This is a genomic window from Methylosinus sp., from assembly GCF_036560965.1.
Classification (GTDB): domain Bacteria; phylum Pseudomonadota; class Alphaproteobacteria; order Rhizobiales; family Beijerinckiaceae; genus Methylosinus.
Map to the genome: position 1 here is coordinate 56,047 of NZ_DATBQF010000021.1, position 26,240 is coordinate 82,286.

General features: G+C 63.5%; 24 protein-coding genes and 2 tRNA genes. 18 read left to right on the forward strand and 8 right to left on the reverse strand.

Going from position 1 to position 26,240, the window contains the following annotated elements:
- Positions 1-15 precede the first annotated feature (15 nt).
- Both tolQ and ybgC read right to left on the reverse strand, forming a co-directional pair.
- A complete protein-coding gene (tolQ, locus tag VIF40_RS07460; RefSeq protein ID WP_331936902.1) occupies positions 16-753 on the reverse strand; it encodes a protein TolQ in 738 nt (245 codons plus the stop codon).
- 236 nt (positions 754-989) lie between these two features.
- Complete coding sequence (ybgC, locus tag VIF40_RS07465) at positions 990-1,415, reverse strand: tol-pal system-associated acyl-CoA thioesterase (RefSeq protein WP_331936903.1); 426 nt, start codon at positions 1,413-1,415, stop codon at positions 990-992.
- A 182-nt stretch (positions 1,416-1,597) separates the two neighbouring features.
- On the opposite strand from ybgC, the gene VIF40_RS07470 reads away from it, so the two are divergent.
- Positions 1,598-2,413 carry a hypothetical protein gene (locus VIF40_RS07470; protein ID WP_331936904.1) on the forward strand — a complete coding sequence of 272 codons (816 nt, stop codon included), beginning with the start codon at positions 1,598-1,600 and terminating at the stop codon, positions 2,411-2,413.
- 198 nt (positions 2,414-2,611) lie between these two features.
- On the opposite strand, the gene VIF40_RS07475 is transcribed toward VIF40_RS07470, so the two are convergent.
- Together VIF40_RS07475 and VIF40_RS07480 are read right to left on the reverse strand one after the other, a co-directional pair.
- A tRNA-Pro gene (locus VIF40_RS07475) sits at positions 2,612-2,688 on the reverse strand.
- A gap of 92 nt (positions 2,689-2,780) precedes the next feature.
- On the reverse strand, positions 2,781-3,290 hold the full coding sequence (locus tag VIF40_RS07480; protein ID WP_331936905.1) for a dihydrofolate reductase: 510 nt from the start codon (positions 3,288-3,290) through the stop codon (positions 2,781-2,783).
- Between the two features lie 214 nt (positions 3,291-3,504).
- On the opposite strand from VIF40_RS07480, the gene VIF40_RS07485 reads away from it, so the two are divergent.
- On the forward strand, positions 3,505-4,491 hold the full coding sequence (locus VIF40_RS07485) for a Tim44 domain-containing protein (protein WP_331936906.1): 987 nt from the start codon (positions 3,505-3,507) through the stop codon (positions 4,489-4,491).
- Positions 4,492-4,593: 102 nt separating this feature from the next.
- Here the strand turns inward: VIF40_RS07485 and VIF40_RS07490 are convergent.
- A tRNA-Arg gene (locus VIF40_RS07490) sits at positions 4,594-4,682 on the reverse strand.
- Positions 4,683-4,939: 257 nt separating this feature from the next.
- Between VIF40_RS07490 and VIF40_RS07495 the strand changes: the two genes are divergently transcribed.
- The 7 genes from VIF40_RS07495 (at position 4,940) to VIF40_RS07525 (ending at position 15,264) form a co-directional block, all read left to right on the forward strand.
- Positions 4,940-6,550 carry a hypothetical protein gene (locus VIF40_RS07495; RefSeq protein ID WP_331936907.1) on the forward strand — a complete coding sequence of 537 codons (1,611 nt, stop codon included), beginning with the start codon at positions 4,940-4,942 and terminating at the stop codon, positions 6,548-6,550.
- Positions 6,544-9,588 (forward strand): VPA1269 family protein, encoded by a 3,045-nt coding sequence (locus VIF40_RS07500; protein ID WP_331936908.1) that lies wholly within the window; start codon positions 6,544-6,546, stop codon positions 9,586-9,588. The genes VIF40_RS07495 and VIF40_RS07500 overlap by 7 nt, the downstream gene beginning before the upstream one ends.
- Positions 9,585-10,037: a hypothetical protein gene (locus VIF40_RS07505; protein ID WP_216281825.1), complete on the forward strand. Its 453-nt coding sequence runs from the start codon at positions 9,585-9,587 to the stop codon at positions 10,035-10,037. The genes VIF40_RS07500 and VIF40_RS07505 overlap by 4 nt, the downstream gene beginning before the upstream one ends.
- Positions 10,038-10,171: 134 nt before the next feature.
- Positions 10,172-12,214: an ATP-dependent DNA helicase gene (locus tag VIF40_RS07510; protein WP_331936909.1), complete on the forward strand. Its 2,043-nt coding sequence runs from the start codon at positions 10,172-10,174 to the stop codon at positions 12,212-12,214.
- Positions 12,211-12,876, forward strand: coding sequence for a hypothetical protein (locus VIF40_RS07515; protein ID WP_331936910.1), 666 nt, complete (start codon positions 12,211-12,213; stop codon positions 12,874-12,876). The genes VIF40_RS07510 and VIF40_RS07515 overlap by 4 nt, the downstream gene beginning before the upstream one ends.
- A gap of 684 nt (positions 12,877-13,560) precedes the next feature.
- Positions 13,561-14,094: a hypothetical protein gene (locus VIF40_RS07520; RefSeq protein ID WP_331936911.1), complete on the forward strand. Its 534-nt coding sequence runs from the start codon at positions 13,561-13,563 to the stop codon at positions 14,092-14,094.
- Positions 14,095-14,640: 546 nt separating this feature from the next.
- Positions 14,641-15,264: a hypothetical protein gene (locus tag VIF40_RS07525; protein ID WP_331936912.1), complete on the forward strand. Its 624-nt coding sequence runs from the start codon at positions 14,641-14,643 to the stop codon at positions 15,262-15,264.
- Positions 15,265-15,757: 493 nt separating this feature from the next.
- On the opposite strand, the gene VIF40_RS07530 is transcribed toward VIF40_RS07525, so the two are convergent.
- On the reverse strand, positions 15,758-16,123 hold the full coding sequence (locus VIF40_RS07530; RefSeq protein WP_331936913.1) for a 4a-hydroxytetrahydrobiopterin dehydratase: 366 nt from the start codon (positions 16,121-16,123) through the stop codon (positions 15,758-15,760).
- A 12-nt stretch (positions 16,124-16,135) separates the two neighbouring features.
- Positions 16,136-17,356, reverse strand: coding sequence for an NADH-quinone oxidoreductase subunit D (locus VIF40_RS07535; protein ID WP_331936914.1), 1,221 nt, complete (start codon positions 17,354-17,356; stop codon positions 16,136-16,138).
- Positions 17,357-17,500: 144 nt separating this feature from the next.
- Between VIF40_RS07535 and VIF40_RS07540 the strand changes: the two genes are divergently transcribed.
- The 9 genes from VIF40_RS07540 (at position 17,501) to VIF40_RS07580 (ending at position 25,764) form a co-directional block, all read left to right on the forward strand.
- Positions 17,501-17,677, forward strand: coding sequence for a DUF1328 domain-containing protein (locus VIF40_RS07540; RefSeq protein ID WP_331936915.1), 177 nt, complete (start codon positions 17,501-17,503; stop codon positions 17,675-17,677).
- Positions 17,678-17,813: 136 nt separating this feature from the next.
- Positions 17,814-18,713: a YihY/virulence factor BrkB family protein gene (locus VIF40_RS07545; protein WP_331936916.1), complete on the forward strand. Its 900-nt coding sequence runs from the start codon at positions 17,814-17,816 to the stop codon at positions 18,711-18,713.
- Positions 18,714-18,742: 29 nt separating this feature from the next.
- Positions 18,743-19,651, forward strand: coding sequence for a Ku protein (locus tag VIF40_RS07550; protein ID WP_331936917.1), 909 nt, complete (start codon positions 18,743-18,745; stop codon positions 19,649-19,651).
- Between the two features lie 62 nt (positions 19,652-19,713).
- Entirely contained in the window at positions 19,714-21,300 is a 1,587-nt protein-coding gene (gene ligD / locus VIF40_RS07555; protein ID WP_331936918.1) for a non-homologous end-joining DNA ligase, read from the forward strand.
- 186 nt (positions 21,301-21,486) lie between these two features.
- Positions 21,487-22,362: a non-homologous end-joining DNA ligase gene (gene ligD, locus VIF40_RS07560; RefSeq protein ID WP_331936919.1), complete on the forward strand. Its 876-nt coding sequence runs from the start codon at positions 21,487-21,489 to the stop codon at positions 22,360-22,362.
- Positions 22,363-22,394: 32 nt separating this feature from the next.
- Positions 22,395-23,660, forward strand: a complete 1,266-nt coding sequence (locus VIF40_RS07565; RefSeq protein WP_331936920.1) for an MgtC/SapB family protein — start codon at positions 22,395-22,397, stop codon at positions 23,658-23,660.
- Between the two features lie 74 nt (positions 23,661-23,734).
- The gene (locus tag VIF40_RS07570; RefSeq protein ID WP_331936944.1) at positions 23,735-24,178 is read left to right on the forward strand and encodes a CBS domain-containing protein; all 444 of its coding nucleotides are present in this window, start codon (positions 23,735-23,737) and stop codon (positions 24,176-24,178) included.
- Complete coding sequence (locus VIF40_RS07575; RefSeq protein ID WP_331936921.1) at positions 24,175-24,465, forward strand: DUF3175 domain-containing protein; 291 nt, start codon at positions 24,175-24,177, stop codon at positions 24,463-24,465. The genes VIF40_RS07570 and VIF40_RS07575 overlap by 4 nt, the downstream gene beginning before the upstream one ends.
- Positions 24,466-24,600: 135 nt before the next feature.
- Positions 24,601-25,764, forward strand: coding sequence for an acyltransferase (locus tag VIF40_RS07580; protein WP_331936922.1), 1,164 nt, complete (start codon positions 24,601-24,603; stop codon positions 25,762-25,764).
- A 6-nt stretch (positions 25,765-25,770) separates the two neighbouring features.
- On the opposite strand, the gene VIF40_RS07585 is transcribed toward VIF40_RS07580, so the two are convergent.
- Entirely contained in the window at positions 25,771-26,202 is a 432-nt protein-coding gene (locus VIF40_RS07585; RefSeq protein ID WP_331936923.1) for an HIT family protein, read from the reverse strand.
- Between the last annotated feature and the right edge of the window lie 38 nt (positions 26,203-26,240).

Sequence of the window (26,240 nt, forward strand, 5' to 3'; positions counted from 1 at the left end):
TTCCGCTCCCCCGCTCTAAGCCGCGCGATCGCGGCCGGACTGGCCGGCGTGCTGATCGATCTGGCGCGACAGAATGGCGGAGAATTCGTCGGCGAAGCTCTCCAGCCGCGCCTGCGAGCGGGCGACGTCGCCTTGCAGCTTATTGTAGGCGACCAGCGCCGGAATGGCGGCGAAGAGGCCGATGGCGGTGGCCAACAGCGCCTCGGCGATGCCCGGCGCGACGACCGCCAGCGAGGTGTTCTTGGAGGCGGCGATGGAGCGGAAGGAGGTCATGATGCCCCAGACCGTGCCGAACAGGCCGACGAAGGGGCCGGCCGAAGCGACGGTGGCGAGAACCAGGAGGTTCGACTCGAGCTTCTCGATCTCGCGGGCGATGGAGACATCCAGCACTTTGTCGATGCGCGCCTGCAATCCCATGAAGGAGGCGCCGGCGTTCTGGAAGGAGCGCTTCCACTCGCGCATGGCGGCGATGAAGAGGCTGCCCATGCCCGCGGCCGGGCGCTCTTGAAGCTTGGTATAGAGATCCTCGAGCGAGGAGCCGGACCAGAACACTTCCTCGAAGCGATCCATGGCGCGGCGCGTGCGCGAGAACAGCAGAACCTTGTTGACGATGATCGCCCAGCACCAGACGGAGGCGAGGAGCAGCCCGACCATCACCACCTTCACGACGATATGCGCGCCCCAGAACATTCCCCAGATCGAGACTTCGGTTGCGGCGCCGGAGAGCGGGGCGGCGATTTCGGCTGGATTCATGAAAGTCGTCCTCGGAAGTCGCGGGGTCGGCGGCGAAGCTGGATCGATCGCGGCGGAATCGTCGGCTCCTGCCCGGGGACCGGCGGCTTATGAAAAATCAGGTCGCGCTCGCCCCCGCAACGCCGAGCCGAAGGCTGCGGAGCCAGAGCGGTATGAAGCGCGAATCCGCCGAGATTTTGTCCTGGATGCGCCGCACAAGCAGAAATATGAGCGGAAGGCTTAAGGGACCGTAAAGGTCAAGCGCCGTGAGGACAGGCGAGGGAGGCGAATTTCTCGCGAACCTCGGACGGCAGACGGCGCGGCCGGTCGCCTTCCACCGCGGCGATCTTCACGCGAGCCGAAACGAGAGCCTCCTCGCCGCGCAGGACGCGCTGATCGAGCTCGAAGGAGGCGCCCGACACGGCGCGGACGATCGTCTCCACGGTGAGCGAATCGTCCATCTGCGCGGGCTTTCGGAAATCGATCGTCATCGCGCGCACGACGAAGAACAGACCGCCGCCGCCTTGCGCCTGCAGCAGCGCGCGCTGGCCGAGGCCGAGATCGCGCAGCAGCTCGGTGCGGCCGCGCTCCATGAAGCGCAGATAGGAGGCGTGATAGACGAGGCCGGAGAAATCCGTGTCCTCGTAATAGACGCGGACGGTGAGGCTGTGGGGATGGGTCATTTCGCGCGCGCAGGATCGCAGGGACCTCTGCTATACAGCAGGCGCCGGCGTCCCGCATCCCTTTCCGTCGGCCGGGTGGACGGCCGCAGCCTCTGTTTGCGCTGCAATATGCTGATTGCGCCGCAATATGTAATTCTGATACACAATGATGCGACGGCGTGTATCGAGGCTGAGAAGGATCGATGAACAAAGAGCAATGCGTTCTCGTCTGCGGCGTCGGGGAAAGGGCCTCGGCGGTGGCGCGCCGGCTGATCGGCGAAGGCTATGCGACGGTGCTCCATCAGGAGCGGCCGCCGCGCGCTCTGCGGCGGCGCATGTGCTACGCGGACGCCTGGTACGACGGGATCGCCACTCTGGGCGGCGTCGAGGCGCGCCGCGCCGATCGGGCTTCCGAATTTCTCTGCGGCATGCAGACCCGGCAGTTTCTTCCGCTGCTGCTGCGGCCGCTCGAGGAGGTGGTGGAGCGCTGGCCTTGGGACGTCATCATCGCCGCGCCGGACCATGACGGGCGGCCGGCGCGCTCTCTCGGCAATCTGGCCGAGCTGACGATCGGCGTCGGCTCCGGCTTCGTGGCGGGGACCGATTGCGATCTCGTCATCGCGACCGAGGGGCTCGATCCGGGCGCGGTGCTGCGCGCCGGCGACGTCGCCGGCCGTCGCGGCGCCGATCGCTTCGCGCTCGACTATTGGGACGTGATCGCGACCGCCGAGGGCGATTTCGTCTCGCGCCTGACCATCGGCGACCGCGTCGAGGCCGAGGAGATTTTGGGTTTTCTCGGCGAGGAGCCGGTGCGCGCTCCGGTCGCCGGGCGAATCAGCGGGCTGGCGCGCCCGGAGCAGATGGCGCTGCCCAGCGCGCCGATCGCGGAGATCGCGACCTCCGATCGCGCGCCTGTCGCCGGCGTCGCCGAGCGCAACAAGCTCATCGCGCGCGGCGTCTCTTTCGCCGTGGAGATGGAGACGGGGGGCTGGACCCCGGTTTCGATCGGCGCGCGCTGAGCGCAAGATAGCACGCCGCATATTCGAGGGATCGGGCCGCGTCGCTGGTCGGCGGCATGCTGCTGATGATCGAGGGCGCGGGGCGATATGCGCCGGCTCTCGTGGCGCTCTCGCCTGCACGGCTTCGACAGCCGATAGCAGTCGGCGACGCGCGGAACGCCCGCGATAGCCCAGAACGACCTATTGCAGCAGAAAGTTTGGTCGGAGTGAGAGGATTCGAACCTCCGACCCCCTCGTCCCGAACGAGGTGCGCTACCAGGCTGCGCTACACTCCGATATGGCGGCCGCGAAGCGGTCGCCGCTGGTCGAGGCGGGTTATAGCTTCAGGTTCTGCGACCTGCAACAGCTGTTTGCGCATCATCGCCTCTCACTTGCGTTCGAGCCGCAGATATTCGAAATCCGCCTCGTCCTCGGCCGCGCGCAGCGGCGTCTCCCGCGCGGTGACGCGCCATTCGCCGGGATCGAGCGCGGGAAACCGGGCGTCGCCGGCGACCGTCAGCGCGACCTCGGTGAGGTGAATCACTTCCGCCCGCGGCAAAAAAGCGGAATAAATCTGCGCGCCGCCGGCGACGATGATCTCCGGCGCTTTCATCGCTTCGGCGAGCCGCGTCGCGCGGTCCAGCGCCTCCTCGAGACTGCGTGCGAGATGCGCGCCCGCTGGGCGAAACTCCGGATCGCGCGACAAAGCGACGGTTTCGCGGCCGGGCAGGGGGCGCCCGATCGAATCGAACGTTCGCCTTCCCATCAGAAGCGGCCGCCCCCAGGTCAGCTCGCGAAAGCGCGCGAGATCGCTCTTCAGCCGCCAGGGCGTGCGCGCATCGGCGCCGATCACGCCATTGCGCGCCACGGCGGCGACGAAGACCAGTTTCGGCTTCACGCGCTCCAAAGCCCCCTCGAGAGCGTTTTCCGCTCGAACCGATTCGTTCGAGCGATTTCGCTCTAAATGAAAAATTAGAACTGTTTCCGATCCTATGGCGTCGCAACAGTTCTAGCCTTCCCGCCGCGCGGCCCTTTGCCGCAAGGTGGGAGCGTTCCTATATAGACCACGCCCGAGTGATTCCTTTCTTCGGGCGAACCGCTCGAGGATAGTCATGTCGACTTGGACATCGAACTCCAAATCTCTGCCGGCGCTCGCGCTCGCCCTGCTCATCGCCCTCGCCCCGGCGCTCGCCGAGGCCAAAATGGGCGGCGGCGCGAGCTCGGGAAGCCGCGGCTCGCGGACCTTTGCGCCGCCGCCCGCGACAACGACGGCGCCGCGTCCGGCCGCGCCCGTGGAGCGCAGCATCGCGCCGCAGCCCGCGCCGCAGCCGCAGGCCGCTCCCGCTGCGCCCCGTCCGGCCGCCGCTCCGGCCGGCGGCGCCTTCGGCCGTGGTCTGCTCGGCGGCCTCGCCGGCGGCCTGCTCGGCGCCGGCCTGTTCGGCCTGCTCTCCGGAAACGGCCTGATGGGCGGGCTCGGCGGCCTCGCCTCGATTATCGGCCTGCTGTTCCAGATCGCGATCATCGTCGTGCTGGCGCGGCTCGCCTTTCAATGGTTCTCGGGCCGTCGTTTCGCGGGCGCCATGGGCGGCGCCGGGGGCGGCTCCCGTCCCGGGGCCTTCGCCTTCACCGGCGGCGGCGCGGGTCTCGGCGCCGCGGCCCCGCCGCGCCACGCCGCGAGCGAGCCCGTGACGCTGCGCCCGGAGGATTTCACCGCCTTCGAACGCGTGCTCGGCGACGCTCAGGCCGCCTATAGCCAGGAGGACATCGGCCGGCTGCACGAGCTCGCGATGCCGGAGATGGTCTCCTATTTCTCGGACGATATTCGCGCCAATGCGCGCGAGGGCGTCATCAACCGCATCTCGGAGGTGAAGCTGCTGCAAGGCGATCTCTCCGAGGCCTGGCGCGAGGGCTCCGAGGAATACGCCACTGTGGCCATGCGCTTCTCGCTGATCGATCTCTTCATCGATCGGGCGACCGGCAAGGTCGTTTCGGGCGACGCCTCGCAACCGACGCAATCGACCGAGGTGTGGACCTTCCATCGTCCCGCCGGGGAAGGGCCGCAGGCCTGGAAGCTCTCGGCGATCCAGCAGACCGCCTGATCCTCGCCGCGATTATCGCGACACGATGCGCCCCTTTCGAGGGGCGCATTCGTTTCAGCGGTTTCGAGTGGCGAAAATCTTCGCGGAAAAGCGCGGTCTGTATGGCGTCCCGGAAGGGATTCGAACCCCTGACCTACGGTTTAGGAAACCGTTGCTCTTTTTGATACCGAAGACATCGTACCCATCGGTACCACATTGGGCGTGCGGCGTCACGCGATCGCCGCGCACTGTCACGCGCAGGCGCCACCAGCGATAGTTGTATTTTTGGCGCGGCGATGTCCGACCATTTCTCTCTTCCCTAGATGCGCGATCTCGTCGTGCCCCGTCCGATTGCGAAACGGACCTTACGTGAAGCTTGCCGCGGCCTTGAGCTTACGGGCCATGCCTGGTTGTCGGGAGCATCCGCTCACGTCTAACTTTCGCCGTGCTCGGAGATTCGAGGGCGGTCGTGGTCAGCGCAAATTTAGAAACCTATCGTCGTGGGTTGCATCATTCCATCGTTGTCCAGAAAGTGCGGGATCAAAACTCGCTGTATGTCCCGGTTCTCTATCTCGATGAGATGGATGAAGCTGGCGGGAGCGAACTGAGACCTCTTCATGCCCTGACGGATTATTTTGTCAGCAGATCCGCATACTCTTTGAGGTGGATGCGTCTTTGCGCGCGAGGAGTGGGTCTCTTCTACGACTACGTTCGCCAGCGTCGTGCGCATTTCGAAGTTGCGGCGAAAGATCCGAGCGTCGACCTGCACCGGGTCGCGTTGTCCGAATTCCAGAACCACCTGTGGCGGGGCACGATCGTCGATGGCGTCGATGAGACCGGGCTCTATTGGTCGGCGCGGTTGTCCGCCGATATCGTCGTCGATCTGTGCCGCGGGATCGAGGAGTTTATCAATTGGACTCGCGGCAGCCCGCACGGTGATCGTTTGGGCCGCGGCTTGGCGGATTTCCAAATCCCCTCGAGCGGGAAGCAATTGATGCACCTGCTCTATGTCGCGCGCTTCCAAAAAACGCTTTCATTTCTTGGGCATATTGACCAAGGCAAGCGCACGGAAACGCCATTCGACAGGTCCATCGTCGGACCTGACAGGCGTGATTGGTATAGAAGCGACGGCACCGTCCGCTTCCCGGTCCATTATCTCGTTCCGCTGTTCGAACGCGGATTTATCAGCCGTCCGAAAGCAAAAGCGGATTGGCAACGAGAAAATATGACGGCCAAGCTTGCGTCGATGCTGTGCGCGTTCGGCGGCCTGCGGCGAAGCGAGCCTCTCCATATTTGGGTCGATGATGTCCAGTGGGTCGATGGGCGAGCGGTTGTCTTTCTTCATGACCCCAATGCGATCACGAATTTTAATTCTACCAAGATGACGCGCGCCAAATTTTTGCGAGATCACTGCGATTTGGACTCCAGAGACAAAATGGCAGGGCAACTCCATGCCGGCTGGAAGGGCATCAAATGCAATAAGGATTTGTGGGCGCCCGTCTTTTTCCTTCCATTCGAGGGCCTGAATGAATGGTTCTGGGAAACGTATCAAACATATAGGAGATTTGTAAGGCCGCGTCTGATGCGGGAGAGGTTCGAGCGAGGATTCAAGGATCATCCTTTTCTTCTCGTTTCGTCTGGCGACTCGCATCAAGGGGACGACGACCTGCCCATAGGCTCGCCATATAGCCATGGTGCGCATGGGAAAGCTTGGGAACAAGCTATTAATCGATTGGCTGCAATATACCCTGAAGACGAGACGTTGATCGTACGCAAGGCGTTGGGAACGACACTTCACGGACTCAGGCATCTATATGGCGGGGTGCTCGGGGAATTGGGGATCGGCGAAAAGTTGATTCAGGAATGCATGCATCACCTGAGTCCGCTCAGCTCACTGACGTATACGAAGCCGAGAGACGAGTTCATCGACAAAAATCTTCGAGAAGGGGCGCAACGGATACGCGCCACTGTTGCGGGCGAGCAAATTCCAACGACGGTGCCCGAGACAAGCCCGATTTTCCGAGACCTGCAAACGATGCTCGAAGACCTTAGAAGCGTGGCGAGGGGGAGAGGATGGTAAAGATTTTTGAGAGCGGCGGGCGCAAGATTCTTGTAAATGACGCGGACGAGATCGAGTTTCCTTCAGATGACGGTTCGTGGTTTGATACTCGAGTTCATGTAATGTCGCTATCAGATATGTCTAAAGGCGAGAATAATATTTCAAATCCTGATATTGGAGATAAATTTGAAAGGCGACAATTGTTCAGGAGACGCAGGGTTTCCTTGGATTATTTATTAGAAAGGCATGCAGAAGGGTCTCTTCAACTAAGTCCAAGATGCTTCACCTATGGCGAGCACGAAGAGTTAATGCCTAGGCATCTGCCTCATTTTGTCGCCCAAGGCTTCGTGCGCGGTACTCCATTCGGACGTTCGCTCGAGCAGGCGCTCGGTCCGAAAGGCGTGGATGAGTTCATTGCGGGCAGGAAACATGCGGCCACTCAAAAAGATTGTCGGCGCTGTATAATTGCGCTCATGGCGAGTCTGTGTGGGGCGGTATATGGCGTAGATAACATCATAGATCTTCCACATGAGGCTTTTTTATGCTGGCTAAACTATTTTCGTGATACAAAAAACGGTGGGTGGCGTAAAGATTTGTGGGGAGGCAGCTTCGACATCGGACGCGCTTGTCTGAAGCAGGTCGCCATTTCATATGCTAGATTTTCCGGGCAAGATGTTAAAAAATTTATAAAACGGGGCGCGCCGGTCCTGAGCCGATGGAAGAAAATAGAAGAAAATACTTCTGATAAATTTAAGCAGTGGATTTCGCTGTTTCTGGAATGGCGAAAGTCTATGCCGTCAATTTCAAAAAAGTATAATATTATGTTTGTTTGGCTATCTGATTGGCTGTGTACTTTTAACGAAGAGGAAATACACGATGTTAGTGAGTTTATGTTGTCAGATAATAGGAGTATTACTTTATATAAGTTTATAACTGACGGAGACTTGTCAATATCATCTCGTGCAGAGATTGCGCGGAATGCCTTGAGTTTTTCTGAATTCATTGCAAAAGAATTGTCATGCGGTAAGACGTTTTATCCATTGATTACAGAGAATGATATCGCCGACGCGCGGAATGCGGTGAAGGCGAACGGCGGCGGGCGAAAAGCGGAAGCCGTGTCCAGACCTCTCCCGATGAGGCTCTATCGGCTCACTCAAGAAATCCTGTCCGAAGGCGAGGCCGGGTGGCCGGGAACGCAGTCGGTTTGTCGCTCGACAGTTATCGATACCGATGGCGTCGCCACGACCGTCTATTGCCCTGTCTATCCGACGCTGTTCCTCGCTTTGTTCGAGATACCCCTCAGGGTCGGCCAGATGAAAAGGCTCGATAGCGGCGAAGGGGACGTCGACCGTTTCGATGGGAACTCCATGTCATGGGGTCGCAACGAAGCCTCGCCTGCGGGCTATTGGAAAAAGGAAGACAGAAAACGGCCCAACCGCGGCTACGCCCATCGGGACGGAACTCCTCCAATAACCGGCTTCGCAGTGAATACGAACAAGACGGGCAAACCTTATGTCGTCCCGTGGCAGAACGAGCGTCTGCACCAAATGCTGTACGAGCTTCGACTTTGGCAGGAGCGTTACAATCCGATAGACCGTCCTATCATCCCCACCCAGTATGTGGACGCTGCGGATGAAGCGGATGAAGGCAAACTGGAAAATGACTATCCAGACATTTTCCCCCTTTTCCGATTGCCCGTTCATGCTGGGCATGAACGGGCTGGCTGTCCGCCGAGCGGAAAGCAAACATACGCATTCTGGCAGAAACTCATGGTCGAGGTGGAGAGCCGTTGGAACCGGGATAACCCAGACGACCGAATTGAGATAGTGCCAGTAAACGATAAGGGCGCCCTCGGCGCCCCGAAATACAATCCGCATGGCTTGCGCGTGGCCGGGCTGACCCTGATGGTCCAGGCCAAGGTGCCTATCGAGGTCGTCAGCAATCTCATCGCCGGCCACAAGACCATTCTGATGACCTTATATTACGTCAAGGCCGACCCCGCATCCGTCCATGAGGCGCTCGAGACCGCCGCCCAGTCCAGGGAAGCCGCGATGATCGCGGCAAGCCTGCGGGACCTCAAGACGGCCTCCTTCGAGCAAGCTCAGCGAAAGGCCGCTTTCATTTCCGAGGACGGTTTGTTGGCCGCGACGCAAATGGACGCCTCGGGCAAGATGTTGTGGTCGGACACCGGCCTTGGAATCTGCCCTTGGGATGGAGACCGATGTGGCGATGGTGGGCAACGGCTTAGAAAAAACACAGCAAACGGCGTCAACAGAGACCTCTATGGTCCCGTCGAGGGCGGAGATCGGAACTGCATCCTTTGCCGCCACTTCATTTCCGGCCCGGCGTGGCGCACGCCCCTCTGGCTCTACGGAACCAAGCTCACCCGGCAACTTGCTTCCAAGTCCCAACGGATGGTGGAGTTGCAGGAGGAAGTCGTGCGCCTTCGCGAGGGGGCTGCCGAGGGGGACGGGCGCCGAATTGCGCGCGAGATCGAGCGGCGCGAGGGCGAGATGAACCGCCTCGGCCATGACCGGGAGCTGCTCGGAAACGCGATATGGAACGTGTTTAGATTGCTGGAAATCTGCGACGGGATCGAGGCCTCGCCTTCGCCCGACGGGCAGACAGAGGGCGTCGCTCTCATAGCGCATGACCGATCGTCGGTCGTCGAATTCGTCGAGGTATCGGAGTTCGAGCAGGCGGCGATCATCACCGCCGCCAGCAGAATATACCCGGTATTGCATGACCAAGAGGCGGAAGCCTCGCGCGACCACTTCCTCAATTCGCTGCTGTGGAACAGCGGCGGGACTCCGCTCGCGTTTGCCCCGCTTTCCGAAGAGGCTAAGCGACGCGGGTTCGACGCTCTTGCGAAGCTCATTCTTCAACGTGCCGAGCGGGAGGAAATCCGCGCTTTCGCGTCGAAAGCGTTGCGGCTTCAGGACCTCGGTCTCGACGGCGAAGCTGCCGCTGTGCTCTCGTCCGCGGTCGGGCAGCCGTTCATGTTGTCGGCAAAGCCGCGCGATCCTCTCCAGATCGGTCGCTCGGAGCCGGTCGGATGACGAAGCGCGACGTCGAGGCCGAGATTCTCTATGCCCTCGACCATTTCGTCGCGAGGGGTGGCGCGCTGCCCGGCACGAACGACGGGAAGGTCAACGTCGCCGCCTTGTGCCGGGAGCTCGGCCTCAGGACGTCCGACGCGCAGCATCTCTTCCGCAAGGAGGCGGTGAAGGTCGCGGTGAACGCGATGGCGGAGGAACAGGGGCTGGCGCCGATCGGCGCCCGCGCCGACCGCGACGCCGCCGACGAGGCGATCCATGCCAACATCGCGAGGACGGCGGCTCAGGCCAGAAGGGACGCCCAAGCGGCCACGGAACAATCCGCCGCCGCCGCCGTGCTGCTTGACGAACTCGCCGCCGCCAGAGCCGAGGTCGAACGCCTGCGGTTGGAAAACGAATCCCTGCGCGCCCGCTTGCGGATCTGCGACGACGGGGGCGTTCCGCCATTCTGATGCGCGTCGCCGTCACCAACATTCTCTGGGCCGGATCGAACGGCGTCATCTTCTCGGCGAAGACCGAGGAAGGCCGCCCGGTCGTCGTCCGCCACGGCGAGCCGCTGAAGCCGGCGCCCGGCGAAATCTACGACGTGACCGGGGCGGAGCGGGAATACGTCGACGAGCGCGGCGGCAGGCGCCGGCAGATCGAGGCGGACTCGGTCGAAAGGGCGAGCGCCGCCGGTTCGCTGCTCGGGCCTTGGCTGCGCTCGCTCCCCGGCGTCGGCGCCGAGCGCGCTGGACGGCTGGTCGAGCGGTTCGGCGCAGGATTGATCCAAGCCCTTGGAGACCCGGCGCAATCCGCGGAACTCGCGGAGGCTCTCGCGCCGGGGCGTCCGCATCTCGGGTCGAAGCTGGCCGCGCTTCTGCAAGCTCGCTGGGTCGCGATGCGCGCCGCGGAGGCGACGGCTTTGGACGAGGGCTCCTTCTACGCCCGGCTCGAGGAATACGGCGTGACGGACCGGCGCGCCGCGCGATCCATCTATCGGCTTCTGGGTTCGACGAATTCGTGGGCCAAGCTCCTCGAGCACCCCTACGCGGTCGCGGCGGTGCTGGACTGGCGCGCAGCCGATCATGTCGGCGTTCGGCTCCTGAGGGCCAGAGGGGACGTCGTCGATCCGCTGCGGCACCGGGACCGATTGATCGGCGCGTGCGACGCCGCTTGGCGCGCGATACTCGCCGGCGGCAGCACGGCGGCGGATGCCGAAGAATATGCTATGAGGCTCGGACGCTTGGACGTCGACGCCGGGGAGGCGTTGGAACTCGGCATAGCCGCTCGCCGCGCTATTCGCGTTGCCGGCGTGCTTCGCGCGCCCGGCGCGGCGCGTCTCGAACGGGCCGTCGCCGGCGAGCTCGCCCGCCTTGCCGCCGCGCCGGCGGCGATCGAGGAGTGGCCGCTTCTGGTGCGGCGCCATGAGCCCCTGACGCACCCCCTCACCGACGAACAGAGGCGCGCCGTCGTCGAGATCCTCAAAAGGCCGGTCGCGATCCTTCAGGGAGGGGCCGGCACCGGAAAGACCACCACGGTCCGCGTCGTGGTCGACGCGTGGCTCGGCGCCGGCGGAAGCGTCGTTCTGGCCGCGCTCTCGGGCAAGGCCGCGCTCCGACTGTCCCGGTCCACCGGGCGACTTGCGCTCACGCTGGCGCGTCTCCTCCATGGCCTCGAGCGGCGCGCCGAGCTGGAGAGTGAAGGCCGGCCCATTCCCGAGGATCTTCTGCGGATCGGTCCCGACACGATGCTGGTGGTGGACGAATCGTCGATGGTCGACCTCGCGACCTGGCGCCGGGTGCTCGCCAGACTGCCGACGGGGGCACGGCTGGTGATGGTTGGAGACGTGGCCCAGCTTCCGCCGGTCGGCCTCGGGCGCGTCTATCACGATCTCGTCGAGAGCGGTTGTCTCGTCAGCCGGCTGACGAGGGTGATGCGCCAAGCGGAAGACAATCCGATCGTCGCCGCCGCAGGACTGGTGCGCGACGGATTCGTTCCGACGCCGCCCGTCTACGCCGGGCCGGAAAGAAAGGGCGTCTTCATGATCGAATGCCCGACCGAGGGCATAGCGGACGTCGTCGAACGCCTTCGCAGCGAAATGGCCGGGGCCGACGGGGGCGAAGACGTTCTCGTTCTCGCCGCGCTCAACGCGACCTGCCGGGGCATCTGCAAGGACATGCAGGAAAAGCGCGAGGCGTCGGGCGTGCCCGGCGCCCGGCTGGGCCCGCTCGCGCCCTTCGTCGCGATCGGCGACCCCGTCATGGCGACGAAGAACCGCTACGAAGAGGCGTTGATGAACGGGCTGCTGGGCAGGATCGAGAGCGTCGACCCGGTGGCGATCAGGTTCGACGGCGAGGAGGTGGCCAGACAGGTCGGCCGGGATGCGCTGGCCGAACTCGTCTCCGCTTGGGCCATCACCGGCCATCGGGCGCAGGGATCGGAAGCCCGGCGGGTCATCGTGGCCTTGGACGGCGTTCATTCGATGACACGGGAGTGGCTCTACACCGCGATTACGCGGGCCACCCAGCAGGTCGTCCTCGTCGGCACCAAGTCGTCGCTCCGAGCGGCTGTCGGCCGGCGCACGATGAGAATTACCGGATTTCCGTTCGAATTGGCCGCGTTGGAGCGGCAGGAGACGTTGAAATGAACAAGAAAGTCGACAACATAGTCCGCGAGGCCGAGGCGCGATCGAGGGATTTGATCGGCGAGATCGACGAAAGCCGGGGAGCCCATCGCGCGAACGCCGAACTGGTCGTCGCGGTCTGCAAGGAGCTTCTCACGGCCCGGCCAGTCCAGGAGCCATCGGCAATTCGCGTCGCGGAAGCCGGAGCGGTCCGCTACCCGAGTTTTCCGGCCAAGCAGTCCCTGAAGAACCGCTACCGCGATCTTCTCCGCATCTGGCGGGGCGCGTACGAGGCGATCGTGAGCGTCACGGCGCCGAAAGCGCTCAAGGTCTCCGATGAGGTGTTCGGCAGCACATTGGAGCATCTCGACAGCAGCAGCAAGGCGCTCGTCCAGACGCTGCGGCAGACTCTGGAAGAGCTGCGAAGCGACAACAATCGTTTGAAAAGCATCATCTTGAAGGAGATACCTGCACCGCGGCGAGAGGATGAAATGGTCGCGGCGGCGACGCCGGCTCTCTTACCCCTTCAGTCTTCGTCGGTCCTGAAGAAATGGATGGACGGGCTGAGTTCTGACGACGGCCCGCTCAAGTTGGAGTCTGCCGGTGTGCGTGTTACCCGCATCGGCTTGCCGGGGCGGGTCGTCATCCCGCCTGAAGTCGTCGAGGTGCTGAAGTCATTGTGCTGAGCGATTGCGGGCGCCAAGAGGTTTATGAGATGGTCAAAGTAAAACATTGCGGTGCGCCGATTACATGAACGTGTTGAGCGTCCATGACAAGATAATCAGCTAGTAACAATTTTCTGGCCAAAGAAAGCGAGGCAAGTGCTTCCGTATTAAATCAGCCGCCTGCTGATACCCACTCGCTTCAAGCTCTCTCAAAAAAACCGGCCAAGGAGGAATATTACTTCTATATATATCTACTGAAGAAGTGGACATGCCACCACCTTGAGATGAAGAAAGGCCGCCATACTGAGCGGTCGATAGCCCTCCGTATTGGGAAGTGGACAATCCTCCATATTGAGAAGTCGACAACCCTCCATATTCGGAGGTAGACAATCCTCCATACTGAGAAGTCGACAATCCTCCATATTCGGAGGTAGACATACCGCCGTATTGCGAAGTGGACGCCCCGCCGTATTGCGAAGTGGACATACCACCACCTTGAGATGTGGATAAACCACCGCCCTGTGAGGTGCAAAGATTGCGTGGCCAAGTCCTTAGGCCTTTAGGAGTGATCGGTCGTGGCATAAGAAACTCTCCGCTATTCGATTGAAGTTGCCAGCCCACTCTAGGAAAGGCAAGAGTCTAGCAATGCAGTTACGCACTCCGCCTCGACGCGTCCGTTGACTGTGGACGCAAGGTGCATGGGGCATGGTGCCGATGAGAGAAAAACCGATGTGCAAAAAAAGTCCCGAAACGATCGAGGCCGAAAGGCAAAAGACCCGGTCGCTTTATATGGCAATCGGTCAATTCATGTTCGAGTTTTCCCAGCTCGAATTCATCATTCGTCACGCACTGGGTGCCGCGTTGGACCTGAACGAAACCGGCGCGAACGCCCCATTTGACATCGTAACTTCACCTTACGATTTTATAACGCTTTGCAATGTCACTAAGGCAATTTTTTTACGTACAATCGGATGTGAGGAGCAGGACCGAAAAGAAATCGAGGACATTTTAAATGCTTGTATGAAGCTAAACAATGAAGAGCGAGTTCCAATAGCTCATGGAACATGGTTCATAGACGAGAGTGGCTTGGGGGCGCGTCACGTTCCGCGCACTAAACTAGATGTTACAATAAAATACTCTAGAATTTCCGATATCGACGCTGCTGCACAGAAAGCCGCCACATTGAGGAGCCGACTCATCAAATTCCTGTGCGGTCCAATTCCTCCGCGCGACCTTTAAGGTCGTCTATGTAAACTAGGTCACGCCTCCTCAGAGGATCGCGGAAATTTTAACCAACCCGTTCCCAACGGACCGCCGTTGTAGAGCCGCGGCTGGTCCGCTAAGATGACTCATGAGATGGGCGAAGGCCCTTCTCGAATCAGGCGTCTAAAGGAAAGTCCGCATAGCTCAGCAGGATAGAGCGAAGGTTTCCTATTGAATTGGGCGTTGTGCTCGGAAACGGCGCAACGGATCCGCTCAAAGTCGGGGAAAGCTGGGGCCATCTCGCGCCTTGCCGATCCCGAGCCAAGCCCCGCGAGGGGAAGGTGTAGAGACTGGACGGGCGGCGTCTAAGGGTCCTCGGGCCTATGACGAAGGGACAGTCCAGACCACGAACGCCGGAAGGCGGCGGCGAAAGCCGAAGTGGTATGAAACCTTAGGTCGGGGGTTCGAGTCCCTCTGCGGACACCAACGCTTCTTGTGGGTCTATTTGATTACCAAGGAAGCTCAGCGCATAGGGTTCATTGCGCTGGCCGGCCACGATAACTCTAGTGGATATCATGCGCCATGAAGTTCGAAGATCTTCTTACGCCCAAACCTTATAGATGGCCTAAGAAAGGAGATCTGCCGTTTCGGAAAGCGATGACGGTTGAAGCTGCTGGAAATTTGGCGGCGGACGGTCCATCTCGCACGGTTTTTATTATGGAAGGATTTATGCAGGCAGGAAAAGCCATCGCTGACCTAATATTGGACAAGAGAGCTTCACGATTCGAGATGGTATATCCGATGTTATTCTGTTACCGTCATGCTGTGGAGACTGGGCTTAAGTGGCTAATTATACAGTATGGTCCGCACGTTGGTGTGTCACCGCCAGATTTAAATGACACACATAATCTGTTAGAGCTATGGCGCCACTTCGCTAAGATCAATAAAGCCTGCGGGGCAGAAATGAATGATGAGGAGCTACTTGCCGTTGGTAAGATCATAAAACAGTTTCATGACTGGGATCGGCACGGGGTGGCATTTCGGTATGCCACCAACAAGCGTGGCACCGTAATTAGCTTACTACACTCGGACGTCGATATAGAAAATCTAAAGGACGTAATGAATGGTGTTTCCAATTTTTTAAACGGATCCGATGGTTGGCTTGCCAGTGTCGTCAATGCTCAAAGATCGGTGGCTCGTTCGTAGAGCAGCGGGATTCCTCGCCCCCTGACCTTTGGAGAGCCCCGAAACGAACTTAAGAAACCCGAGCGTGCCCGCTCGGGATGCCTTCCCCGTTCCTCCCTGACCTTCGGAGCCGCCCCTCACGGAGGCGTATGGCGCGGGCGCGCGCAGCCCGCAAGGAGGGTCCGCACACGCGTAGCGTGTGTGGATGCCTTGCGGGCGAGCACGACCGTGCCAAAACGACCGGAGTGGGGGGCGGCTCCGAAGGTCAGGGGCCGGAGACAGAACTCTTTATTGGATATCAGGAACTTGGCTTGCCTAAAAAGGCGTATTCTTGCGGACGGCGATCGGCGGTACGGGGTACCGGTTGAGCGAGACAAGCAGGGGCCCGGAAATCCAGGCGATCTACATACATGGTACCCCGGTCGGTATAAAATCTTGCTCTATCCTGCTGAGCTACCGGGACCGCGACACGGACATCTACTAGAGCGCAGGGCGTTTGAAAAGCCGTGTCGCGTCACATGCGTCCCGCCGGCAGGCCTTGCCAGCGCGAGAAGATGCGATCGATCTTCGTCGCCATTATGACGTCGTTCTCGTGCAGGCCGCGAATCTTCTTCGTCTGCAGCGAGACCGTCGCATAGCCCCAGCCGAAGGCGATGTCCGGATGATGGCCTTCCGCCTCGGCCAATTCGCCGATCTGCCGCGCGAATTCCGCCGCCTCGCGAAAATTGCCGAAACGGAATCCGCGCTCTATGCGGCGCGCCTCGTCCAGAAGCGCCCAGTCCGGCGCCTCTGCGAGCAGCGCCTCCGCCTTCGCGCGTTCGAGCGGCGGAACGCCGCCGCGGCAAGGCGTGCAGGTCTTTTCTGCGAGAGTGGTCGGCATGTGGAGCCTCCTTCAGCGATCGATCTCTCCGAAGACGATGTCGAGCGAGCCGACGATGGCCGCGACATCGGCGAGCATATGGCCCGTCGAGAGGCGGTCGGTCGCCGCGAGATGGGCGAAGGAGGGCGCGCGGATCTTGCAGCGATAGGGCCGATTCGATCCATCGGCGACGAGATAGACGCCGAACTCGCCCTTGGGCGCCTCCACAGCGGCGTAGACCTCGCCGGGAGGAACGTGAATCCCTTCGCTGAACAGCTTGAAATGCTCGATCGTCGCCTCCATCGAGCGTTTCATGACGCTGCGCTCGGGCGGCGTGACCTTGTGGTCGTCGACGGCGATCGGGGTCCGTCCTTCCGGCGCGCGCAGCTTGGCGACGCATTGCCGCATCAGATGCGCGGATTGGCGCATCTCGGCCATGCGCACGCAATAGCGGTCGTAGCAGTCGCCGTGGCGGCCGACCGGAATGGCGAAATCCAGCTCCTCATAGCATTCATAGGGCTGCGCCTTGCGCAAATCCCATGGCGCGCCGCAGGCCCGCAGAAACACGCCCGAAAAGCCGAGCCGCCACGCCTCCTCGATCGTCACCACGGCGATATCGGCGTTGCGCTGCTTGAAGATGCGATTGTCGGTGAGCAGCCCCTCGAGATCGTCGCAGACTTTCAGGAAAGGATCGCAAAAGGCGTCGATATCGTCGAGGAGCGCGGCGGGGAGATCCTGATGCACGCCGCCGATGCGGAAATAGCAGGCGTGCATGCGCGCGCCGGATGCGCGCTCATAGAAGCCCATCAGCTTCTCGCGCTCCTCGAAGCCCCAGAGATTGGGCGTCAGCGCGCCGCAGTCGGAGGCCTGGCTCGTGATGTTGAGCAGATGCGAGAGCAGCCGTCCGATCTCGCAATAGAGCACGCGGATGAGCTGCGCGCGCTTGGGAATCGCGAGGCCGAGCAGGCGCTCGGCGGCGAGGCAGAAGGCGTGCTCCTGATTGATCGGCGCGACATAATCGAGCCGGTCGAAATAGGGCAGGGCCTGCAGATAGGTCTTGTCCTCAATGAGCTTCTCCGTGCCGCGATGCAGGAAGCCGACATGCGGATCGACATGCGAGACGACCTCGCCGTCGAGCTCCAGCACCAGCCGCAGCACGCCATGGGCGGCCGGATGCACCGGGCCGAAGTTCAGGGTGAAGCTGCGCTCCCCGTCGGGGCGAAGGCGGGGCTGCGTCCTATGGCCGAGGCTCATCGGAGTCCTCCCTCTCGAGCGCTCTGACATCGGAGCGAATTCCGATCGATCGAACGATTCCATTCGATCGGAAAGCGCTCTGTGGGCAACCGGATCGGCGCGCCGACGTTATCCCCGATCGATCCTCGGTCAGGGGAGAAAGAGATGAGCGATCTTCTGCGCTGGGCCGTCGTCTTCCTGGTGGTCGGTCTGATTGCGGCCTTCTTCGGCTTCGGCGGCGTCGCCGGCACGGCTGTCGACGCCGCGCGCATATTGTTCTGGGTGGCGGTCGTGCTCTTCATCGTCGCCCTCGTCGGCGGCGTGCTGCGGCGCGGCGTCTGAGTGAGCTTGCTGCGGCGGCGCGGCAGCGTCGCCGCCGCTTCTCGTCGTCAACGTCCAGCGGCGGCGAAAGTTGCCGTCCATCCTTCTGCCCGCGGCGCTATATTCTCTCGTGCGGAACGCGCGGGGAAGCAGCGCCTTGGACGAAGTCGAGAAAGCCGTCTTCCGGCGCGCCCTCGGGCCGCTCGCCCCGTGGGCGCAGCGCCTGCCCGCGCTGTTGCGCGTCCCGCTCGACGCTTTCCTGCATTTCGTCGAGCGCGACGGCTTCGCCATTGCGAGCCATATCGCTCTGTCGACGCTGATGTCGCTGTTTCCCTTTCTCATCGTGGTGACGGCGCTCGCCGGCCTCATCGGCTCGGAGAGCCTCGCCGACGAGGCGGGCCGGCTGCTGCTCGACGCCTGGCCGCCCGAGGTCGCGGAGCCCATCGCCGGCGAGATTCGGCGCGTCGCGACGACGCCGCGCGGCGGCACGCTCACCTTCGGCGCGCTCTTTGCCGTCTATTTCGCGTCCAGCGGCCTCGAGAGCCTGCGCATCGGCCTCAATCGCGCCTATGAGGCGGAGGAGACGCGCAGCTGGTGGCTGCTGCGGCTGGAGTCGATCTTCTATGTGATCGGCAGCGCCGTGGCTCTGCTCGCGCTGTCGGTTCTGGTCGTGCTGGGCCCGCTCATCACCGATGCGGCGGCCCGCTATCTCGACTGGTTCGAGCCCTTCGAGTCGATGGTGACGCTGGCGCGCTACGGCCTTGCGACGCTGATCCTCGCGCTCACGCTCTTCGCCATTCACGCCAGGCTGCCGGCGGGGCGGCGGCGTTTTCGCGACATAGCGCCGGGCGTGCTGGCGACGCTTTTGCTGTGGCTCGTCGCCGGCGCCGCCTTCGGCCGCTATCTCGCGGCCTTCTCGGATCGCTACGCGCTCACTTACGCCGGTCTCGCCTCGGCGATGATCGCGCTGGTCTTTCTCTATTTTTCGGGCGTCATCTTCATCTATGGCGGCGAGCTCAACGCCGCCATCGTCCGCGCGCGTCGCGACGCTAGATGAGGGGGAGGGCAAAAGAGGTCTTCACTCACATGGCTCCTCGCGCACGCGCTTATTGGCAGGGCTATCTGCGGCTCTCTCTCGTCTCCATCGGCGTCGAGCTCTATGCGGCGACGGCGAGCGCCCAGACAATGGCGCTGCATCAGATCCACAAGCCCACGGGCAAGCGCGTGCGCTATGAGAAGGTCGTGCCCGGCGTCGGCCCGATCGACTCCGCCGATATCGTCAAAGGCTTCGAGATCGGCGACGATTCTTATGTCGTGCTGGAGCCGGACGAGCTCGACGAGATCAAGCTCGACAGCGGCAAGGCGATCGAGCTGGTTCAATTCGTCGGCCGTGACGAGATCGACCCGCGCTATTTCGACAAGCCCTACTATCTCGCGCCGGAGGGCGACGTCTCGACCGAGGGCTATGTGGTGATCCACGAGGCGCTGCGCCGCGCCAACAAGATCGGCGTCGGCCGTCTCACCATGCGCGGACGCGAGAGCATCGTCGCGGTGACGCCGCTCGGCAATGGGCTGCTGGTCGAGACCTTGCGCTACGCCAATGAGCTTCGCGGCTATGAACCTTATTTCGCCGAGATCGGCGAGGCCGAGAGCGACTCCGAGATGATCGCGCTGGCGACCGAGCTGATCGAGCGCAAGACCGCGCCCTTCGATCCGAAGGCTTTCAAGGATTCCTACGCCGAGGCGCTGCGCGATCTGGTCGAGCGCAAGCGCGAAGGCCATGCGATCGTCACCACCGGCGAGGAAGAGCGCCGCGGCCCCGGCAAGGTCATCGATCTGATCGAGGCCTTGAAGCGCAGCGTCGGCGAGAGCGCGCCGCCGCCAGCGCGCGGCAAGGCGCGCGCCGCCGCCGCGCCCGCCGCCAAGCCGACGAAGAAGGCGAGCGCGACCCGGACGAGCGAGAGCAAGACGGGAGCGGCCAAGAAGCGCGCATGAGCGCGCGGGCTAGCGGCCGAGAAGCGCGCATGAGCGCGCGAGCTAGTGGCCGAGAAGCGCGCATGAGCGCGCGGGGAGCGCTATCGAGAGTCGCGCGCTCATCGTCTCGCGCCGCCGCCTCTTCTTCGCGTGCGCGTGGAGAAAACGAGGACGACACGCTCGCCGCCTATCGGGCCAAGCGTGATTTTCAGCGCACCGCCGAGCCCCAAGGCGCCGTGCGCGAGAAAGGGCAGGGCGCCTACGCCGTGCAGAAGCATCGCGCGCGCCGGCTGCATTTCGACTTGCGTCTGGAGCTGGACGGCGTGCTGAAGAGCTGGGCGGTCACGCGCGGCCCCAGCCTCGACCCGCGCGAGAAGCGCCTCGCCGTGCGCACGGAGGATCATCCGCTCGACTATGGAAGCTTCGAGGGGACGATCCCGAAGGGTCAGCATGGCGGCGGCGAGGTCATGCTGTGGGATCGCGGCCGCTGGACGCCGAAGGGCGATTCCCGTCGCGGCCTGGAGGACGGACGTCTCGAGTTCATTTTGGACGGCGAGCGGCTGAGGGGCGGCTTCGCGCTGGTGCGCATGCCGCGCGGCCGCGGCGAGACGAAGGAGAATTGGCTGCTCGTCAAAATGAAGGATGCGAAAGCAGACGCCGACCTCGATCCGATGCATGAATGGATGCGCAGCGTCGCGACCGGCCGCAGCTTCGAGGAGATCGCCGAGGGCGCTTCCCGCCCGCCGCCCTTGCCGAAATTCCGCGCGCCGCAGCTCGCGACACAGGCCGCCGAGCCGCCCGCGGGCGAGGATTGGCTGCATGAGATCAAATTCGACGGCTATCGCGCGCTCGTCGCCACGGCCGGCGGCGAGAGCCGCGTCTATACGCGCTCCGGCCTCGACTGGACGAAGAGGTTTTCAGCGATCGCCGAAGCCGCCGCGCAATTGCCGATGCGAAGCGCGCTGCTCGACGGCGAGATCGTCTCGCTGGACGAAACAGGCCGCAGCGATTTCGGCCTGCTGCAGAAGATGCTCGAGAAGCGCCCGCGCGCGCTCGTCTTCTACGCTTTCGATCTGCTGGAGCTCGACGGAAAGGATATTTCGAGAGAGGGCCTGCTCGAGCGCAAGGCGCGTCTCGCCGCGCTTTTGCAGGAGGCGCCGTCCGCCCTACGCTATAGCGGCCATGTGATCGGCGCCGGCGCGCGCTGTCTCGCCGAGTGCCGCCGCATGGGGCTGGAGGGCGTCGTCTCCAAGCGCATCGATCGGCCCTATCTCTCGCGGCGCACGCGCGCCTGGATCAAGGTCAAATGTCTGGGCCGTGACGAGTTCGTCGTCGGCGGCTACCGACCTTCGACGAAGAAGGGCCGCGACTTCGCCTCGCTGCTGCTCGGCGAATTCGTCGATGGCGCTTTGCAGTATCGCGGCCGCGTCGGCGCCGGCTTTTCCGACGGCGATCTCGCCCGGATCGGCGCAGCGCTGCGCGCGCGCGAACGCAAGACATCGCCTTTTGTCGCTCTGCCTGCGGAGATCGCGCGGCAGGCGCGTTATGTCGCGCCACGGATCGTGGTCGAGATCGATTATACGGAGCGCACGAAGGAGGGCCTGCTGCGTCATCCGGTTTTCGTCGCGCTGCGCGAGGACAAGCCCGCGCGCGAGGTGAGGGGAAAATAGGGTGAGCGACAACCATCCTCGCCCTCATGCCGAGGAGGCTCCGCAGGAGCCGTCTCGAAGCACGAGGGCGAGCTCCATGAGGCGGCGCGTAACGCTTTCCGCGTCCTTCGAGACGCGTCCTGCGGCCGCTCCTCGGGATCAGGAAAGCTTCGGCCTGTCGCCGCGACCGGAGCCGGGAGATCGCCGATGATCCGCCTCACCAACCCGGACAAGCCGCTCTATCCGGCCGCCGTCCATGTCACCAAGCAGCGGCTCGTCGACTATTGGCGCCGTGTCGCGCCTTTCGCTCTGCCGCATATAGCGGGGCGTCCTCTGTCGCTGCTGCGCTGTCCGAACGGCGCCGCGCAGGACTGCTTCTTCCAGCGTCATCACCGACGCGGCCTGCCGCCAGGACTGCGGGCGGCGCCGATCGGGACCGAAGAATTTCTCGTCATCGACGATCTCTCCGGCCTCGAAGGCGCGGCGCAGATGGACGCGCTGGAGCTGCATATTCGGGGCGCCCATATCGGCGCTCTCGAGCGTCCCGATCGGCTCGTCTTCGATCTCGATCCAGATCCGTCGGTCTCCTTCGAGGAGGTGAAGCGCGCCGCCCGCGATTTCCGCGCTCTGCTCGAGGCGGCGGGTCTCGCGAGCTTCGCGCTGCTCACCGGCGGCAAAGGAATGCATGTCGTCGCGCCCATCGACGCGGCGCTCGGCTGGCCGACCTTCACCGGCTTCGCGAAGGGCGTGGCGACGCGACTCGCCGCCGACGATCCGGCCCGCTTCACCGCCATGGCGACCAAGGCGCGGCGCGTCGGCCGCATCTATATCGACTATCGGCGCAATGAGCGCGGCGCGAGCGCGGTCGCGCCTTTCTCGCCGCGCGCGCGGGAGACGCCCGCCGTGGCGACGCCCGTCTCCTGGGAGGAGCTCGGCCGGATCGAGCGCGCCGATTGCTATTGTCTCGACAAAATCGAGCGGCGGCTCGCCGCGCTGCGCGCCGATCCTTGGAGCGGCTATTTCGATCTGCGACAAGGCGTCTCGCCGGCGGCGCTGCGCATGTTCGCCGGCGCCGGTCTATAGTTTCTACGGTTTCATTCTCGAAAGGCCGGCGCATGGAGACGACCGAACTGTTCCGCCGCCTGACGGTGGCGCTGGCGATCGGCCTGTTGATCGGCCTGGAGCGCGGTTGGCAGGCGCGCGAGGACGAGGAGGGCGAGCGCGCCGCCGGTTTCCGCACCCATGCGCTGGCGGCGCTGCTCGGCGCCGTCTGGGGCGCGATCTCGAACCAGACCGGCATAGGCGGCGCCGTGGCGCTGGGCCTCGCCTTCGCGGTGTTTTCCGCCGCGATCATGCTGTTTCGCTATCGCGAGATCGTTCACGACGCCACCTTCGGCGCGACGACGGTGGTCGCGGCGATGCTGGCCTTCGCGCTCGGCGCTTTCGCCGTCGTGGGCGATGTCGAGGCCGCGGCGGCGGCCGGCGTCGCGACGGCGGGATTGCTGGCGCTGAAAGCCGCCGCCCATGGCTGGCTGCGGCGCCTGAGCTGGGAGGAGCTGCGCTCCGGCCTGACGCTGGCCGCCATGACGGTCATTCTGCTGCCGCTGCTGCCCGACCGCGCCGTCGATCCATGGCAGGCGGTCAATCCGCATGAGATTTGGCTGATGACCGTGCTGATCGCGGTCATCTCCTTCCTCGGCTATGTCGTCATGAAGGCCGCGGGCGGCGCGCGCGGCGTGGCGCTGACCGGAATCGCCGGAGGTCTCGTCTCCTCCACCGCCGCCACGATGACGATGGCGCGGCTCTCCCGCGAGCAGAGCGGCGGCGCGTCGCTCTTTGCGGCGGGCGCATTGTTCGCCAACGCGACGATGGTGTTCCGCGTGCTGGCCATTGTCGCATTGATCGACGCCGAGCTGCTCGGCGCGCTCGCGCCGCCGCTGGCCGCAGGCGGGGTCGTGATGCTGCTCTGCGCGGCCGCCTTCATGCGCCGCGCAACGGCGGTTCCGGCCGGCGCGGGCTTCGCGCCGAAGAATCCGCTCGATCTCGGCGCCGTGCTCGAATTCGGCGCGTTGCTCACCGTGATCGCGATCCTGTCGCGTCTCGCCATGCGCATGGCCGGCGGCGCCGGCGCGCTCGCGGTGGCGGCGATCTCCGGCCTCGTCGATGTCGATCCCATCACGTTGTCGGTGGCGCGGCTCGATCGCGCGACGCTCGCGCTCGATGTCGCGGCCGCCTCGATCGGCCTCGCCGTCGCCGTCAACACGCTCGCCAAGGCGGCGCTGACCTGGTGGATCGCCGGCTCGGGCCTCGGCTTCCGCGTCGCCGCCGCTTCGGCGCTGGCGCTGGCCTGCGGCGTCGCGATCGCGCTGCTGGCGCGCTGAGACGCGCGGAACCTTCGCCGGGCCCGCCCGTTTCCCTCGCGGAACCAGGCCCTTTCCTACCATGGAGGCGAATGATGAAAGTTCAGGACATAATGACGCGCGAAGTCTGTCTCGTCGAACCCGATCAGACGATCTGCGACGCGGCGCGACGCATGGCCGATCTCGATGTCGGCCTTCTGCCGGTCGGTGAGAACGACCGGCTCGTCGGCATGGTCAGCGACCGCGACATCGCTTTGCGCGCCGTGGCCGCGGGCAAGGGCGCCGAGACCAAGATTCGCGACATCATGACGAGAGACGTTCGCTATTGCTATGAGGATCACGACGTCGAGGATGTCGCGCAGAACATGGCCGAGCAGCAATTGCGCCGATTGCCGGTGCTCGATCGCCGCAAGCGCCTCGTCGGCATCGTCTCGCTCGCCGATCTCGCCATGGATCGCGACGCCGGCCTCAGCGGCGCGGCCTTGCGCGGCGTTTCCCAGCCCGGCGGCCATCATTGCCAGAGCGCGCGCGCCGCGTGAGCGGCGAAAAAGCCAAATCATCCTATTGGTCGGCCGAGGTCGGGCGCGAGAGCAATGCGCTGGACCTCGAGCCCGACGTCTTCACGCTCGACGATCCCGGCGCCATAGCGCGCTCGCTGAAGCAATCGGCGGAGTCGAGCCTGCGCCGCAAGAGCGCGCCCTTCCGCTCGGCGATGTCCATGCTGAATTTCTACATCAATCGCGCCGGCCGCGGCCTGCCGGCGGAGCGCCTGCGCATATTGGAAAAGGCCAAGATCGAGCTGCGAAAGCTCTTCCGGCGCGCCTGAAACGTCGCCGTTATCGCCAAGTCTAAGCTATTAAACACATTGCATAAAATTTATACATAAAACGGCAAAGCCATTGCTGGCTGCGACAGCCGTCTCTAATCTGTCGCATCGACCGTAGCAGCGGCAGGAACCCTCATGTCGGACATACTTCAGAGCTCCGACGACATTCACGTCTATTCCTCATCGGCCTCCTCTGCGCGAGCCGAAGCGCGATCGTCGCGCCTGCGGCTTCGCGAGCTCGACGGATTGCGCGGCTGGGCGGCGTTCTCCGTGCTGCTCTTCCATTCGACATGGCAGACCTTCGGCGAGAATTTCGCCGTTCTCCGCAATTCATGGACGGCCGGGCTCGTCGACGGCTCGCTCGATGTGAGCGTCTTCTTCGTCGTCTCCGGCGCGGCGCTGAGCGCGCCCTTCTTTGCGGGCGGCGGCGGCGAATACATTCTCTCGGCGGCGCTGCGCCGCTATATCCGCCTGACGACGCCGATCGTCGCGACGGTTCTGCTCCTTATTCTCGCGGAGCGCTTGGGCTTGGCGCGGCTCGGCGAGGCCTCGCATATCGCGTCGGGCCTCGCCGCCATCGCCGGTGAGACGGGGCTGAGCCTCGCGCAGGCGCTGAAATGGGCGTTCTGCAACGTCTATACGAAGCCTTTCGAATGGGGGCCGGTGCTGCCCTTCCTGTGGACCATGCCCTGGGAGATGGTCGGCTCGCTGGCGCTGTTTCTGCTGCTCGCCTGCTATCCGGCGATGAAACGGCCCGAGCGCTCCATCGCGATCGGCGCTTGCTTTTTGATGCTGCTCTTTCCCTATCTCGCGGCCTTTCTCTTCGGCGCGCTCATCGGAAAGGCGCGACTGACGGGCGCGCTGGCGGCGCCGGCGCCGCGACGTCTCGCTTTTCTCGACACGCTCGCGGCGAAGATCGTCATTGCCGCGGCGCTCTATGCGCTCGCCGCCTGGTCGATGACGGCCGGGGCCGCCCCTCATGCGCATGTGATCCTCGCCGTCGCGATCGTCGCTGTGGCGCTGCGCTGGCGCAGGCTCTCGGATTTCCTCGCCGAAAACGCGGTGTCGCGCTTCCTCGCGAAAATCTCCTTCCCACTCTATCTCGTCCATTATGTGGTGATCGCGACGGCGACCTCGGCGTTGATCGTTTTCGCCGGAAACCGGATCACTCTGCCGCTGGCCATCGCGATCTCGGCGGCGACGATCCTTCTCTCGGTCGTCGCGGCCGTGCTCTTCCAGCCCGTCGAGCGTTTCGCCCATGCGGCCAGCCGGCGCTTCGCCGCGCTGGTGCTGGAATGAAGCGGCTCAGCCCTGGAACGGGCCGAGCGCGGCTTTGATCTTCGCGGCCTGCGCCTTCAGCTTCTCGCTGTCGGCCATGGTTCCCGGCGGCCGCAGGGCGACGCCCTCGAAGCGCGGCAGAATGTGGAAATGCAGGTGAAAGATCACCTGTCCGCCGGCGCTCTCGTTGAACTGCTGCAGCGTCAGCCCGTCGGCGGCGAAGGCCTCCTTGGCGGCTTTGGCGACATGCTGCACGCGCGTGACCAGCGCGGAAAGGGCGGCCGGGTCTATGTCCAGGAGTCCGCGCGCGGCGACCTTCGGGATCACCAGCACATGGCCTTCGGCGCGCGGCATGATGTCCATCATCGCGAGCGCGACATCGTCCTCGTAGACTTTATGCGCGGGAATCTCTCCGCGCAGGATTTTGGCGAACACATTGTCGTTGTCATAAGCGGGCATGGGTTGTCTCCCGGCTGAAATGCTTCGGTCGGCCGTCA

What these genes read in the sequence shown, in the direction of transcription:
- tolQ (WP_331936902.1), bottom strand. Translation starts at nt 753, where the DNA reads ATGAATCCAGCCGAAATCGCCGCCCCGCTCTCCGGCGCCGCAACCGAA.
- ybgC (WP_331936903.1), bottom strand. Translation starts at nt 1,415, where the DNA reads ATGACCCATCCCCACAGCCTCACCGTCCGCGTCTATTACGAGGACACG.
- VIF40_RS07470 (WP_331936904.1), top strand. Translation starts at nt 1,598, where the DNA reads ATGAACAAAGAGCAATGCGTTCTCGTCTGCGGCGTCGGGGAAAGGGCC.
- VIF40_RS07485 (WP_331936906.1), top strand. Translation starts at nt 3,505, where the DNA reads ATGTCGACTTGGACATCGAACTCCAAATCTCTGCCGGCGCTCGCGCTC.
- VIF40_RS07500 (WP_331936908.1), top strand. Translation starts at nt 6,544, where the DNA reads ATGGTAAAGATTTTTGAGAGCGGCGGGCGCAAGATTCTTGTAAATGAC.
- VIF40_RS07505 (WP_216281825.1), top strand. Translation starts at nt 9,585, where the DNA reads ATGACGAAGCGCGACGTCGAGGCCGAGATTCTCTATGCCCTCGACCAT.
- VIF40_RS07515 (WP_331936910.1), top strand. Translation starts at nt 12,211, where the DNA reads ATGAACAAGAAAGTCGACAACATAGTCCGCGAGGCCGAGGCGCGATCG.
- VIF40_RS07520 (WP_331936911.1), top strand. Translation starts at nt 13,561, where the DNA reads ATGGTGCCGATGAGAGAAAAACCGATGTGCAAAAAAAGTCCCGAAACG.
- VIF40_RS07525 (WP_331936912.1), top strand. Translation starts at nt 14,641, where the DNA reads ATGAAGTTCGAAGATCTTCTTACGCCCAAACCTTATAGATGGCCTAAG.
- VIF40_RS07530 (WP_331936913.1), bottom strand. Translation starts at nt 16,123, where the DNA reads ATGCCGACCACTCTCGCAGAAAAGACCTGCACGCCTTGCCGCGGCGGC.
- VIF40_RS07535 (WP_331936914.1), bottom strand. Translation starts at nt 17,356, where the DNA reads ATGAGCCTCGGCCATAGGACGCAGCCCCGCCTTCGCCCCGACGGGGAG.
- VIF40_RS07540 (WP_331936915.1), top strand. Translation starts at nt 17,501, where the DNA reads ATGAGCGATCTTCTGCGCTGGGCCGTCGTCTTCCTGGTGGTCGGTCTG.
- VIF40_RS07550 (WP_331936917.1), top strand. Translation starts at nt 18,743, where the DNA reads ATGGCTCCTCGCGCACGCGCTTATTGGCAGGGCTATCTGCGGCTCTCT.
- ligD (WP_331936918.1), top strand. Translation starts at nt 19,714, where the DNA reads ATGAGCGCGCGGGGAGCGCTATCGAGAGTCGCGCGCTCATCGTCTCGC.
- ligD (WP_331936919.1), top strand. Translation starts at nt 21,487, where the DNA reads ATGATCCGCCTCACCAACCCGGACAAGCCGCTCTATCCGGCCGCCGTC.
- VIF40_RS07565 (WP_331936920.1), top strand. Translation starts at nt 22,395, where the DNA reads ATGGAGACGACCGAACTGTTCCGCCGCCTGACGGTGGCGCTGGCGATC.
- VIF40_RS07570 (WP_331936944.1), top strand. Translation starts at nt 23,735, where the DNA reads ATGAAAGTTCAGGACATAATGACGCGCGAAGTCTGTCTCGTCGAACCC.
- VIF40_RS07580 (WP_331936922.1), top strand. Translation starts at nt 24,601, where the DNA reads ATGTCGGACATACTTCAGAGCTCCGACGACATTCACGTCTATTCCTCA.
- VIF40_RS07585 (WP_331936923.1), bottom strand. Translation starts at nt 26,202, where the DNA reads ATGCCCGCTTATGACAACGACAATGTGTTCGCCAAAATCCTGCGCGGA.